Source organism: Actinoplanes sp. NBRC 101535, from assembly GCF_030269225.1.
Lineage (GTDB): Bacteria > Actinomycetota > Actinomycetes > Mycobacteriales > Micromonosporaceae > Actinoplanes > Actinoplanes rectilineatus.
Genome location: NZ_BSSY01000002.1, coordinates 50,047 through 64,573, shown reverse-complemented (window position 1 = coordinate 64,573; position 14,527 = coordinate 50,047). Strand labels below are relative to the sequence as shown.

The 14,527-nt window shown below is 71.1% G+C and carries 6 protein-coding genes; all 6 read right to left on the bottom strand.

Going from position 1 to position 14,527, the window contains the following annotated elements:
• Positions 1 to 3 precede the first annotated feature (3 nt).
• Genes QSK32_RS05310 through QSK32_RS05285 form a run of 6 tightly spaced genes read right to left on the bottom strand, consistent with a single transcriptional unit; the run spans position 4 to position 14,510 of the window.
• Positions 4 to 3,108, bottom strand: a complete 3,105-nt coding sequence (locus QSK32_RS05310; protein ID WP_045747100.1) for a hypothetical protein — start codon at positions 3,106 to 3,108, stop codon at positions 4 to 6.
• Positions 3,109 to 3,117: 9 nt separating this feature from the next.
• Positions 3,118 to 4,476, bottom strand: a complete 1,359-nt coding sequence (gene eccB, locus QSK32_RS05305) for a type VII secretion protein EccB (protein WP_285471355.1) — start codon at positions 4,474 to 4,476, stop codon at positions 3,118 to 3,120.
• A 6-nt stretch (positions 4,477 to 4,482) separates the two neighbouring features.
• Positions 4,483 to 5,892, bottom strand: coding sequence for a type VII secretion integral membrane protein EccD (gene eccD, locus QSK32_RS05300; RefSeq protein WP_285471354.1), 1,410 nt, complete (start codon positions 5,890 to 5,892; stop codon positions 4,483 to 4,485).
• A gap of 19 nt (positions 5,893 to 5,911) precedes the next feature.
• Positions 5,912 to 9,874, bottom strand: coding sequence for a type VII secretion protein EccC (locus tag QSK32_RS05295; RefSeq protein ID WP_045747097.1), 3,963 nt, complete (start codon positions 9,872 to 9,874; stop codon positions 5,912 to 5,914).
• Positions 9,871 to 10,269, bottom strand: a complete 399-nt coding sequence (locus QSK32_RS05290) for a hypothetical protein (protein ID WP_045747096.1) — start codon at positions 10,267 to 10,269, stop codon at positions 9,871 to 9,873. Before QSK32_RS05290 ends, QSK32_RS05295 begins: the two co-directional genes overlap by 4 nt.
• A 2-nt stretch (positions 10,270 to 10,271) precedes the next feature.
• A complete protein-coding gene (locus QSK32_RS05285; RefSeq protein WP_285471353.1) occupies positions 10,272 to 14,510 on the bottom strand; it encodes a hypothetical protein in 4,239 nt (1,412 codons plus the stop codon).
• Positions 14,511 to 14,527 lie beyond the last annotated feature (17 nt).

The window sequence follows — 14,527 nt, the reverse complement described above, 5'->3', positions numbered from 1 at the left end:
GCGTCACCCCTTCCCGTCGAGTCCGGGCTGCGCGATGCGTTCCAGCCCGGGCAGCGTACGAAGCCGCCCGCGGGCCCCGGCGCCGATCCGCTTGCGAGGTTCGGCCGCGGCCCAGCGGTCGACGCTGCGACGCAGTGACGTGACCGCCAGCTCGTCGAGCGAGACCCGGTTGGAGTCGACCTTGCCGTTGTCGTCGATCTCGTTGGCGCCGATCTCCCGCATGAGGACCGCGCCGCGCTCGCCCTCGGAGGGTTTACGCAGTTCCAGAACCTTGAAGTTGGTGCCCGGCAGGTACAGCACACGGTCCTCGACGGACTCGTCGCCGTCCGGCTCCAGCACGGTGGTCCGCCGCGCCGTCATCGACCAGATCAGCACGTCGGTGTCGCCGTCCTCGGTGGAGCACGGCTGGGTGAGCGCGTTGACGAACCCCCAGTCGGTGACCAGCCGGCGATCCTCGTAGAGCTCCCACTCGAGGTCGGTCGGCGAGATCCGGTAGATCGTCGTCCCGCGGAACGACGACATCCGGGACAGGCCGGAGACCACACAGCGGGCGAACGGGACGTGCGGGCCCTTGCGCCCGGACCGCAGACCGGCGTCGACGCCGGGACCGCGGCCGGTGAGGTAGAGCCGCAGCGCCACCGCGTCGGCCAGGACGTCCTCGGTGGACTGCCCGGAACCCTGCATGCCCGGGTGCTCGGACATGATCCGGGACACCGAGCTGGCCATCACGTCGAACTCGCGGCTGAGCGTGCGGCGCAGCCAGCCCCGCTCGTCGGCGAGGCCCTTCTTCTCCCGCAGCAGGGCGCTCGCCCCGGCCGACGGCACCGGCTGCCAGCGGGCCTCGACCAGGCTGACGGCCGGCTCCGGTTCCTCCTGCGGCTGCTCCGGCGCCTTCTCCGGTACGGGGGCCGCCTCGACCGGGTTCTGGGCCGGTGCGGACGCCAGGTCGGGGACGACCGGCTCCGGGATCACCGGTTCGGGCTGGGACACCGGGACCACCGCGTCGGGGGTCACCGGCTCGGGAGCGGGCGGAGTGGGCGCGGGCGGAGTGGGGGCCGGCGGGAACGGCGACGCGGGTGTCCCGGCCCGGACCGGCTCGCCGAACCCGGCGGGCATGGTCGGCGGCTCCGGCACGACCTCGGCCACCGGCGCCGGAACGGCCGGGATCTCGACAGCCGGCGTCTCGACAGCCGGCGTCTCGACGACCGGCGTCGCGATCACGGGAGTCGCGAACACCGGCTGCTCGGGAGCGACAGGTGCGACGGGTGCGACCGGTGCGCCGAAGCTCATCGGCACGGTCGGCGGTTCCGGGGAGGGCTCGGCACGGACGATCGGCTCGGTCGGCGGCTCCGGCTCGGCCTGCGCGACCGGCTCCGGAGCGCCCGGGACCGTCGGGCCGGACACGAAGATCGGCTGGGCGCCGAACCCGACCAGCACCGACGGTGGCGCGGGAAGTGCGTAGTCGACCGGTTCCGCGTACCCCTGCGGGGGGTTGTCCTCGATCGGCGCCGGACCCGCCGGCACCGCCTGGATCTGCTCCGGGGCCGGCGCCACCACCTGCTCCTGAGCCAATACCTGCTCCTGAGCCACCACCTGCTGCTCCTGAGCAACCACCTGCTCCTGAGCAGCCGACAGCGGGATGCGCTCCGCCTCGGCCTGCGCGTTGATCTCGAAACGCGCGGCCGGCACCGAGACCGCGGCGATGACCACGTTCTCCGCTGCCGACGGGGCGACCGGGGCCGGCGGAGCGATGTCCACATAGGCCGGGATCGGTGCCTCCGCGCCGAACTTGCGGGTCTCCTCCTCCAGGTCGATGACCGCCTGCGCCCGGCTGGCCGGTTTCGCGCCCGGCACCAGCACCGAGGCGGGCATCAGCGCGCCGCCGGTGCCCTCCAGGCCGCTGACCCGCGCGGCCAGGTCGACCGCCAGCTCCCGCATCCGGTCGGTCGCGGAGTGGATCGTGTCGTCGAAGACGAGGGTGCCGCCCTCGGCGTCGAGCATCGCCGAACGGACCTGCTCGGCGTTCTTCGGCTCCTCGGCGGAACGGACCCAGAGGCCGGTCTGCACGACCTCGACCACCGCGCCGGGAGCGAACCAGTAGACCCGCGGAGCGATCTCCTCGGCCGCGTTCAGCGGCGGCCGGTGGCTCAGCACGGTCGGGCGCTTGGCGCGGGAGTTCGGGTGCGCCCGGGGGACGTAGACGAGCTCGAGCGCGAACGGCGCCCAGCCGAGCGTGCCGTCCGGCAGGACCGTGCGGATCTCGTTCTTCTGCGGGCTGCCGATCGGCATGCCGGTGTAACAGACGACGCTGGTGTTCAGCAGGTCGGCGAGTGCCTGCCCGAAGGCCTCACCCTCGGGCATCCGGACGTCGCCGAACTGCGCGAACCGAACCCGCTGACGGTTCTCCTCGTCCAGGCCCCGCCAGAAGCGCACCACGTCGTCGAGGGACAGCGCCGGTGTGCCGGGGCAGCCGAGCAGCACGGTCATGGTGTCCGGGTGGCACGGCACGTACGAGGTGAGCCGCTGCCGGTGCTGCTCGACCACCTCGGGGTTGCGAGTGCTGTGGATCCACACACCGGCCGGGATCGGCTCGATCTCACCCGTCGCGCTCGACGGCTGGGTGTTGATCGCGGCCCGGTCCCAGAGCGGGGTCGGGTACCGCTTGGCGTCCCAGGTCGGCGGGCGCCCGGGGCGGAACTTCACCCAGCCGCTGCCCGGCGCGGAGTGCACGAAGAGCGCACCGGCCGAACCGCGGACCAGCTCGCCGTCCGGCGCGATGACGGTACGGTTCAGCCGCTCGGAGAGCCACTGACCGGCCATCGCCGCGGAGTTGCGGTGCCGGCCGCACGCCACCAGCCGGATGCCGCGGCGGCGCCGGGGCAGCACGACCGCCATCGACTCCCAAGCCGTGATCGGCATGCCGTCACCGAGGTCGAGCACGACGACGTCGTTCTCGGTGTCCTCGATCATCGACAGCGCGAGCGACTGCGCCTCCGGGCTGATCTTGTCCTCGGTGTGGACCACCAGGGCGTTACCGACCGTGTGCTGGACTATGCCCTCGGGTCGGTCCTTGCCACCACCGAGCAGGTCGCGAAACCGGGATGCCATTTGATCGACTCACCCCACTTCTGCGGCCGCTATGGCCCTCACGCTCAACGTCGGCCCCTGCGGCAACAACGCGAGCAAGCTCTTCGGGAAAGGAACCGCGGCGACCTTGTTCAGTTTCAGCGCCGCTGCCGAATCCGTGTCACCGATCTGGTACGCCTTCCCGTCGTCCGCGATGTACGTGGCGAGGGGATCGCTGTACCCCTCCTGGAACGGTGCCGGGAGCACCGCCATTCCGGATCCCGGCGCGGTGATCACGCCGGTACGCCCGGTGGTGTTCACTCCGGACTGCGCCAGCGGGACGAAGACCGCCGTGCTGGCGAACGACTGCTCGCCGACCACCGTCTGGCTCAGGCAGAGCGCCTCCACGCCGGTCGTCTCCTGCGGCGTCAGGCCGGTCAGGTCCGGGAGCCGGGTGAGCAGCGAACGGTCGCTCGACGCCTCCGACGAGACCAGGTCGGCCGCGTCCAGTTCGACCGGCTTCGCGTCGCTGGTCGCCGAGGCGAAGAGGAACTCGGTGCGGCTCATCGCGGCCAGGCCGTCGCGGCGGAGCACGAACAGCTGCTCGGAGCCGGTGTCCGGCTGCTGACGGAACAGCGTGCCGACCGGGTACTTCTTGCCGCCGACCTTGCCGTTCTCGCCGGCGCCGGGAATCTTCGCCGGGCCGAGGTCCGGTCCGTCCGGCAGGAAACCGAGCCAGACCTGCGGCGCCTGCACCCGGCGGACCGTGCTGGCTCCGAGGGCGACGAGCACGGCCGGGTCGGTGACCTTGAACTTCTGCGCGGCGGTCACCAGGTACGTGACCGACTTGGGGCCGCGGACGACCACGAACCGGTCGGCGGGGACGGCGGTCCCGGTGGCCCGCGGGTCCAGGTTCAGGCCCAGGCTCTCCGCCGGGTCGTCGACGACCGAACCGGGCAGGCAGGTCAGCCACGGTCCGGCGACCATCGAGTCGGTCGCGATCGACTGTGGCGCGCCGTCGATACCGATCGACGGTCCGCGCGGGATGTCCTTGATCGATTCCTTGGAGATCAGCTTCACCGTGGCGGAGCCGCCCTGGATCAGCATGGCCGAGGTGAGGTTCGGCGTCGGCCGCAGCATCCCGTTGAGGAACACGTACCGGGTGCCGCTCTCCTTCTCCACCAGGATCACGCCGGCCTGGGTGTACGCCTTGCTGCCGCCCGGCACGATCCAGCCGTAGACGGCGAAACCGGCCACCACCAGCACACTGATCAGAACGCCGAACGCCATACCGGTGAGCGCGCGCCGACCGGGGATCTCCGCGGTCGACGGGTCACCCTGCACCAGGGCCGAACTCAACCGGCCCATCATGAACTGATGGGCGTGGACGTGGTCGCGCTGCGTCTGCATGCTCGCCTACCCGAACAGTCCGCGGGCCCAGGCGTAGAGCCCGAGCACCTGCGCGAGCACCGGCAGCACGACCAGGCCGGTGGCGACGTCCAGACCGGTGGCCGTGTACTCCCAGAACGGCAGCATGCGCCGCGGCCACGGCCGCAGCGCGGCCATCACCAGCGGGATCAGCAGCGCGACGAGTCCGCCCAGCAGGACGTACCGGCCGGACTCGCCGAACATGTCGGAGAACTTCAGGACCACCATGAGGTAGCCGACGGTACCGGCCGCCACGAGGGCGATCCGCTGCCAGAGGCCGAAGAAGGTACGCGAGCGCAGCAGGATTGCACTCGAGATCACCAGCACCAGGGTCCAGCCCGACCAACCCGGCGCTTCCATCGTGAAGTGCATCAGAACCGGCAGCACCAGGGCGGAAGCGGTCATGCAGACGGTCAGGTAGGTGTCCGCGTCGTTGGCCCGCGACTTGACGACGTCGGAGTCCTCGGGCTCGATGTCGTACGACATGTCCGCGCCGGTCTTGGGCAGCTGCGGGCCGCGCAGCCGGGAGAACTTCACCGCCATCCGGGGCGCCAGCACGATCAGCATCAGGATCAGCGACGCCGCGGTGCCGGAGACCGCCGGGGCGGTCAGCTGGGCGATGCTCTGGGTGAGCAGGACCAGCACCACCATCGCGGCCGTCACCCCGATGATCAGCATCGGCGGGAACGGCATCACCGGGGTGACCGTGCGCTGCGCGATCAACAGCAGCGCGGCCACCACCATCACGCCGACCGCGGCGGCCAGCAGGGCCGGCCCGGTCAGCGAGACCCCGTCCGGGTTGCCGTCGACGGCGCTGGACGTGGCGACCGCCGCGAAGAACGCCGCACCACCGCCGAACAGCAGCGGAAACGCGCCGTCGTTCTGCCGGCGGGCGCTGACAAGCGCGGCGATGAAGAGGCCCGCCGCGAGGACCCCGCCGACGATCACCTGCGGCAGCACCGGACCGCGGTCGACGAGCACCGCCGCCAGCGTGCCCATCGCCACCATCGAGAGCACCAGGAACAGCACCCGGCGGTACTCCGGCTGCCACCGGTCCGCCCGGCGGTTGACCATCGTCGCGACGCCCTCGGCGAGGTCGTCGAAGTCCAGCTCCGGCAGCGGGTCCTGGGCCGGGCGCAGGTACATCTCCTCGCCCTCCAGCCAGTCCAGGCTCTCCGGGGTGCCGGAGAGCTCGAACGGCGTCTGGCCCAGACGCTGCAACACCCAGGACTCCTCCGGCACGTCACCGTCCGGAACCCGGGCCAGGTTGGTGGTGTGCCGGACCAACAGGGGCATCAGGCTGGCGACCGGCGTGCGGGTCGGCACGGCCAGGTCGACCCTGCGTTCCGGCCCGATGACGGTGATGCGGCAAAGCTGCTCGTTCAACGCTGTACTCACCAGCGAGCCTTTCTGATGGTCACTTCGCCGAGTCCGATACGTAGCCGGTCTGCATCAGGCGCACACCGCGCCGGGTGACGAGCTGTGCCCGGCCCGGCGGCAGCTGCCGGGGCCGTGCCTCGCCGAGGAACTTGCCCTCCTCCTTGGGGTAGGAGAAGAGCGTCGCGGGCGTGCCGAGCTCCCACATCCGCCGGATGACCGGGTCCATCATCGCCCGCATGGCGCCCGAAGTGCTCCGGGCGACGATCACGTGCAGACCGATGTACATGCCCTGGGCCAGCAGCGGGAGCACCGGGTCGAGTGTCGAACCCAGCCCGGTGCCCTTCGACATCAGGTCGTAGTCGTCGACGATGACGAAGAGTTCCGGGCCCTCCCACCAGTCGCGCCGGCGCATCCGCTCCGAGGAGATGTCCGCGCCGGGCATCCGCTTGTTCATCGACACCGACGCCTGGCCGGCCAGCTCGAACATCTTGTCGCCGGTGAAGGCGAATCCGACCTGGTAGGCGGCGTCGATCGCGGTGTCCAGATCACGGCGCTGGTCACCGAGCACGACCTTCGCCTGGTCCGGGGTGTACCGCTGCTGGATCGCCCGCAGCACCAGGCGCAGCATGTTGGTCTTGCCGGTCTCGGTGTCACCGAAGGCGAGCAGGTGCGGCGTGGCCATGAAGTCGTGCCAGACCGGGGCGAGACGCTGCTCGTCGTACCCGAGAACGACCTTGAACTCCGGCTCCGGTTCGGGAAGCGAATCGGCCATCAGGTGGGCCGGCAGCATCCGGACCGGCGGCGCGGACGGGCCGGGCCAGAACGTGCCGATCTCCTCGACCACGGCCTTCGTCGCCTCGGCCAGATCACCGGCGTCCGAGATGCCGTCCATCCGGGGCAGCGCCGACAGGAAGTGCAGCGCTCCGTCGGTCAGACCACGGCCCACCTGGTTCGGCACGGTCTGCGCCTTGCGGTTGCCGTGCTCGGACTCCATCGAGTCACCGAGCCGCAGCTCCAGCTTGGTGCCGAGCAGATCCCGCATCCAGGTGCGCATCTCCGACCAGCGGGTCGAGGTGACGATCACGTGCACGCCGAACGACAGACCACGCGAGGCCAGCTCCTGGAACTTCTGCTCCAGGTCCTGGAAGTCCTGCTTCATCGTGTACCAGCCGTCGATGACCAGGAAGACGTGACCGAAGTTGTCCTCGATCACGCCCTCGGCCACCTTGGCCAGGTAGCTGGTCATCGAGTCGAGGCCGTGGCTGGTGAACTCCGCCTCGCGCTTCTCCATGACCTGCAGGACCTCTTCGACGGTACGCACCACGCGGTCGCGTTCCATCCGGGTCGCGATCGAGCCGACGTGCGGAAGACCGGAGATCGAGGCCAGACCGCCACCACCGAAGTCGAGCCCGTAGAACTGGACCTCCTTCGGGGTGTTCGCCAGCGACAGCGCCAGGATCAGGCTGCGCAGCAGGGTCGACTTGCCGCTCTGCGGGGCACCGGCGATACCGACGTGACCGTCCGCGCCGTTCAGGTCGACGAACAGCAGCTCGCGCAGCTGCTCGGCGGGCCGGTCGACGATGCCGACCGGGACGCGCATGCCGCCCCGCAGGTACGGGTCCTCGATGGTCATGCCCCGGACCGGGTCCGGCACCACGCTCGGGAGCAGCGAGTCCAGGCTGGGCGCGGCGGACAGCGGCGGCAGCCAGACCTGACGGGCCGGCGGGCCGGAACCGGAGAGCCGGTCCAGCAGCACCTCGACCAGGCTGGGGCCGTTGGCGTCGGTGGGCGCCTCCTCCACGACCGGCTCGTCGGCGCGGTCCGGACCGGGGTCGTGGCGGACCGCGACCTGCCGGGTGGTGAACGGCACCACATCGGCGGCCAGCTCCTCGGCGGCCTCCGTGGTGATCGCCGGGCGGCCCGAACCGGTGTAGTTGCCGGAGACGTACGCCGCCTTGAACCGGACCAGGTTGGTGGTGTCCACCTTCAGGTAGCCGTTACCGGGCTCGGGCGGCAGCTCGTACGCCGCGCCCACCCCGATGACCGACCGCGACTCCATCGACGAGAACGTCCGCAGCGCCAGCCGGTACGAGAGGTGACCCTCGACCCGGTTGATCCGGCCCTCGTCCAGTCGCTGCGAGGCGAGCAGCAGGTGTACGCCGAGCGACCGGCCCAGACGACCGATCGAGACGAACAGGTCCATGAACTCGGCCTTGCTGGAGAGCAACTCGCTGAACTCGTCGACGATGATCAGCAGTACCGGGAACGGCACCAGCTGGGCGCCGTTGCCGCGCGCCTTCTCGTAGTCGAACAGCGACGAGTACCCGCTTGCCCGCAGCATCTCCTGGCGCCGGGTCATCTCGCCGTTGAGCGCGTCCTGCATGCGGTCGACGAGCGGGAGTTCGTCGGCCAGGTTGGTGATGACCGCCGAGGTGTGCGGCAGCTTCTCCATGCCGATGAAGGTCGCGCCGCCCTTGAAGTCGACGAGCACCAGGTTGAGGATCTCCGAGCTGTGCGTCGCGGCGAGACCGCAGACGAGCGTACGCAGCAGCTCCGACTTGCCGGAGCCGGTGGCACCGATGAGCAGGCCGTGCGGGCCCATGCCGCCCTGCGCCGACTCCTTGAGGTCGAGTTCGATGACCTCGCCCTCCTCGGTGACGCCGATCGGCACCATGAGGCGGTTGCGCTGCGCGGTCCGGGTCCGCCAGAGCGCCTGCACGTCGAAGGTCATCGCGTCGCGGATGCCGAGCAGCGTGGTCAGCTCGAAGCTGGTCTCCATCGGCTCGTCGGAGACCTCGAGGGTGCCGCTGGTCCGTTTCGGCGCGATGATCCGGGCCAGGGTCTCGCACTGGATGTCGTCCAGACCGTCCCGCTGGGCCGTGCCGGTGGTGACGCCGGCCGGGAACTCGACCACGTCGTCCTTGACCGTCAGCCGCAGCACCTTGGGACCGCCGGGCATCGCGCCGGTGAGGTCGAGCAGCACCACGTTGCGGATGCCGGCGCCGAGCAGCCGGGAGCTGTCCGGCAGGTCGACCAGGTGGGCGATGATCACGACGAGCGGCTCGCTGGAGGTGGGCCGGACGTTCTTGTCGTGGTCGCCGCGGTCGGTGATCTCGGTGCCCAGCATGTCCATCAGGGCGTCGTGGGTGCCGGCGAACATCCGCGTCGGCCCGGCCGCGTCGAACGCGGTCGGGTGCGCGTTGTGCGGCAACCACTTGATCCACTCCCAGGGGCCGCGGTGCACCTCGGCGGCGAGCACCGCGATCCGCAGATCCTCCGGGGCGTGGAAGGTGGCCAGCTGCGCCACCATGGCCCGGGCCAGTTCGATGGCCGGATCGATCGCGCCCTCGAACTCGATGCTGGTGAAGCTGGTCAGACCGACCGAGGTCGGAATGCCGGAAACCGTCTGGTACGCCTCGGAGAACCGCCGCAGCGAGATCGAGGAGAGCGGCTCCAGGTCCTCGATCGGCTTCGTGGACGGCGGGTTGAACTTCAACATCGCCTTCTGCCGGCCCAGGCCGATCCGCACCCGGCCGAAGTCCTCGTGACTGGCCCGCCGTTCCCAGAGCCGGGGGCTCATCGCGACCGACCAGAGCCAGCTGGGCTGCGGGTTGTTCCACAGCACGAACCGGCGCTGCTGGTCGGCGGCCTCCCGGGCCTGCTTGCGCAGCTGACCGATGTAGCGCAGGAAGTCCCGTCGCTCGCCACGCATCTTGCGCTTGCGCTCGGAGGCGGCACGGCCGATCTGCATGACACCCATGAGCAGCATGCCGCCGGCCATCGCGCCGCCCATGACGTACATCATCGGGGTGCGGTTGTAGAGGCCGAACATGGCGAGCATCGCGCCCATGCCGAGGCCCATCGGCACGACCATCGCGAACGAGCGGAAGTCGAGCGGGGCCTCCTCCGCCATCAGCGGCGGCTCCTGCAGCTCGACGGAGCCCTCCGGCGCCTCCGGGCCGGCCGCGCGAGGCGGGCGCTTGACGGTGACGGTGCTCATCCGAGCATCCCCGAGTCGGCGTCGTTACCGCCCCAGGTCGTCTTCTCCTGGCGGAGCAGCTTCACCGAGTAACGGTCGTTGCGGTAGCGCTCGGCCGCCTTGACGTCGTCGTCCTCCTCGGCCTGCCGCTTCTTCTCCTTCTTCTTGGCCTCTTCCTCGTCCTTGCGCTTCTTCTCCTGCTCGGCCCAGTACGCCCGCGCCCGCGCCTCGGACTCCTCCTCCTGCTTGGCGAGCGACTTCATGAACTCGGCGTCACTGGCGCCGTCCCCGCCGCAGGTGCGCATCTTCTCCCGGTCGGCACTGAAGAACTCGGGCACACCGCCGGCCGGCGCGACCGGTTTCGGCGGTGCGACCCGCCGCCACACGGCACGGGGACGTTGCGGGGTCTCGGACATGCTCACCCTTCCGTACCGTCATCGGACGGCTTGTCACCGGTCAGCCAATCCGAGTCACTGGCGTCGTCCCACCCCGACATGTCGTCGGGGTCGTCGTCCGGCCGGACGAGCGGCACGTGATCGTCGGCCGCCGGCCGGGGGCGCGGAGTGCCGTCGCCACCCCAGGTGGCGTCGTCCTCCCGCAGCATCTCGGCGGAGTCGGGGCGAACGTCGTCATCCCGGTCGTCGTCATGATCGGATCGCCGAGGGACTGTACCGTTCCGGCCGTCGTCTGCGGGAGTGGCACCCGCTCTCCCGGCGCCCGCCGCGATGCCCACGCCGGCGACCCCGCCGACACCCGCCGCGACGCCCACACCGGGCACCACGACGACCTCCTCCTTGGCCGCCGCGGGCGCCTTCTTCGGCGTCGCGTCGGCAGCCGATGCGGAGTTCGCACCGGAGGGCTGACCGGGCTGGCTCGGGTGATTCGGCTGGCTAGGTGGGCTCGGCTGGCTCGGCGAACCGGGTTGGGCCGCCTGCGGTGCCGGGGCGTTCTGTCCGGGCTGACCGGGAGGGCCGACGAGCACCGGGGCGACCGGAGCGGTCCCGCCCGTCGCACCCTCGACCGCCGGAACCGGCGCTTCCACCACCGGCGATGCGGGCAGCTCAGCACCCGGCACGCTGGGCAGGTCGACAGCCGGGGCGTTGGGCAGATCGACACCGGGCGCGCCGGGCAGGTCCACCGCCGTGGGCAGATCGACCGCCACCGGCGGAATGATCACCGCTGGTGGCGGAGGAAGCGCCCCCGGAGCCGTCGCCTCAGGCACAGTCGCCTCAGGAACGGTCACTTCGGGAACCGTCACCTCGGGAACCGTCGCTTCAGGCACGGTCACCTCGGGAACCGTCGCTTCAGGCACGGTCACCTCGGGAACCGTCGCCTCAGGCACGGTCACGTCAGGTGTCGTCACCGCTTCGGGGATCTCCACAACCGGGACGTCCGGCGCGGGAACACCAGGCGCAGGAACGTCAGGCGCAGGAACGTCGGGCGCGGGAACACCAGGCGCAGGAACGTCGGGCGCCTCGATGTCCGGGACCCCGAGATCCGGGGCGTAATCCGCCGGAATGCTGATGTCCGGGACACTCAGGTCCGGCATCTGCGGAGCGGGAACGACCGGGTTCTCCAGCCCCGCGCCACCCGCCGAGGCACCGTTCGCCGATCCCGGCGTCCCCTCCACCGGCGCCGACGGCGACCAACCGGTCTGCTCCTGCTCCACCAGCGCCGACGCGTCCGTCGCACCGGGTGGCGTGACATCGCCCGCCGCATTGCTTCCCGGCATTCCCGGCATCGGGGGCATACCGCCAACCCCCGACGTGGCCGGGGTGGTCACTTCGGTTCCCGCTGAGGAATTCTCCCATTGGGGTACGCCGTCCGCGCTCGGCACCTCGAAAGAGGCTTCCGACCCGCCGGCACCGATGTCCGGAGTGGACCATCCCGGAGTCTCCAGGCCCGCCCCGCCCACGCCGGCTCCGGCCGGGGCGCTGGGCGTACCCGTGTTCGCCGTCCCGGACGGGTTCCAGTCGCCGGCGTCCGCACCGATCAGCCCCGAGGCCTCCGGCGAGTCCGGGACGCCCGATCCGGTTCCGGCACCCGCTCCGGGCGAACCCGGCGATCCGGGCATCATCGGCGTGCCGGCGCCCGGGGTCGTGGACGAGCCGGGAGTGGTCTCCACCCCGGGCGGGGTCTCCACCGAGGGGAAGTCCGGGATCACCGCGGACCCGGCCCCACCGCCGCCGGGTGTGGTGTCCACGCCCGTACCCCCCGACGAGGGCAGGTCCGGAATCTGCGGTGCGGTGACGCCTTCGAATCCGCTGCCGCCGGGCACCGCGCCACCGGGAACGCTGGGGATGCCCACGTCGAGGTCGGACTGCTGCCAGTCGGAGGCGTCCCCGTCGACCAGACCCTTGGAGTCCGGGGCGTCCGGCACACCGGAACCGCCACTGCCCGCACCCGCGCCGGGCGAACCGGCACCGGGCATGCCCGGCATCATCGGCGCCTGGAGGCCGCTGCCGCCGGAGCCGGGGGTGGCGCCGGACGACGAGCCCGGCACCTCGACACCGCCGAGCGACGGCGACTCCCAGTCCGACGCGTCCCCGTCCACCAGGCCCTTCGAGTCAGGAGCCTCCGGCACACCGGAACCGCCACTGCCCGCACCCGCGCCGGGCGAACCGGCACCCGGCATGCCCGGGATCTGCGGCGACTGGAAACCACCGGTGCCCGGGGTGGCGCCCGTCGACGAACCGGGCACCTCGACACCGCCGAGCGACGGCGACTCCCAGTCCGACGCGTCCCCGCCGACCAGGCCCTTGGAATCCGGGGCATCGGGCACACCGGAACCGCTGTTGCCCGCGCCCGCACCCGGCGAACCCGCACCAGGCATACCCGGGATCTGCGGCGACTGGAAACCACCGGTGCCCGGGGCCGCACCGGACGACGAGCCCGGCACCTCGATCCCACCGAGCGACGGCGACTCCCAGTCCGACGCGTCCCCGCCGACCAGGCCCTTCGAGTCTGGGGCGTCCGGCACACCGGAACCACCACCGGAACCCGCGCCGGGCGAACCGGCACCGGGCATGCCGGGCATGGACGGCGACTGGAAACCGCTGCCGCCGGTCCCCGGGGAGGCGCCACCCGGCGAGTCCGGAATCTCCACGCCGCCGATCACGCCGGGCTTGAAGTCGTCGTTGTTGCCGAGCAGGCCGTTCGCGTCCGGGGTGTCGACCTGGCCGGACCCGCCGCCGCTGCCGGTACCGCCACCTGAACCGGGCGAGCCGATGCCGGGGATGCTCGGCGCGGTGAAGCCGTTGCCGCCGGTGCCGGTGCCGGTGCCGGTGCCGGTGCCGGTACCGGTACCGGTACCGGTACCGGTACCGCTGCCCGGGGTGTCGAACGTCGGCGTCTTCACCGCGTTGCCGCCACCGGAACCGCCGCTGCCATTGCCGGTGTTGCCGGAGGTCGGCGCCTTGATGGTCGGCGGGATGACCGAGCCGGTGCCGAGACCACCGGTACCCAGACCACCGGTCGATCCGGGGGCGCCGATCTCCGGCGCCTCGAAGCCGGGAAGGCCGGAGCCGGTCCCGCCACCGGAACCGCCACTGCCGGAACCGGGGGCGTTGATCTCCGGCACCTTGACCGCGGAGTTGGTGCCCGAGCCGTTGCCGAGGTTCGGGCTGCTGATCGAGGGCGTGGTGATCGCCGAGAAGTTGCCGTTGCCCGGCCCGTTGCTGTTGAACGACGGCGTGGTCAGGTTGCCCGGACCGCCGTTGACGGTGGGCGTGGTGATGCTGTTCAGGTTCGGCGTCGTGATCGTCGGCACCGTGATGTTCGGCGGGGTCGTGATCACCGGCGTGGTGACACCGCTGATGTTGGGCGTGGTGAACGTCGGCGTGGTGAGCGTCTGGGTGGTGAAGGCCACGGTCGTGATGTTCATCGTGGTGGTCTTCGGCATGGTCGGCGTGCTGATGCCGGTGGTCGGCATGGTGATGCCGGATGTGCCCGCCTTGTCGGTGGCCATCTTGTACTGGGTGGCCACCGTGTCGACGACCTGCGCCATCTGCTTGGCCATCGGCACCTCGTACTCGCTGCCACTGATCGGCACCGGGCCGTTCCCCTCGCCGACGCCGTTCTGTCCGGCGATCGTCGCCCAGGCGCGGTCCAGGTAGTCGACCGTCTGCTGGCCCCAGGACAGGTAGTTGGCGGCGTCGTAGAGCTGCGACGGCAGCGAGTTGAGGTTGGTCGACGAGTTGATGTTGTTGGCGGCGGTGGTCGAATCCGGGATCGCGCCGCCGGCCAGGTGCTCGGCCTGCTTGCCCAGCAGGTCCGAGTAGTAGTTCATCTTGTCCTGGAAGGCGGTGGCCGCCGGGCCCTTCCACGCCTTGTCGTCGCCGATCATCGACTTGGTCGCGGCCCGGATGGTCTGCTCCATCCAGATCAGCAGGTCCTGCGTCGCCTGGAAGGCCCGCGCGGCCTCGACGACCGACGCCACGCTGACCCGCTCGGCGGCCTCGGTCGCACCCGCATCGGTGGTGATCGCCGCGCCACCGGTCAGGGACGCCTTGAGTTTGCGCCAGCCCCGGGTCTCGGTCGCCCAGGTGTTGTAGTCGTACAGGTCCCCCACCGGAACCACCTTCGGCGGGAAAGTGGAGGCCGGCTCCGCCGGGTCGTTCCACCCGTCGAGCTTGCTGTCACCGAGACCGTTGCCCATACCCTGTCCTCAATGCG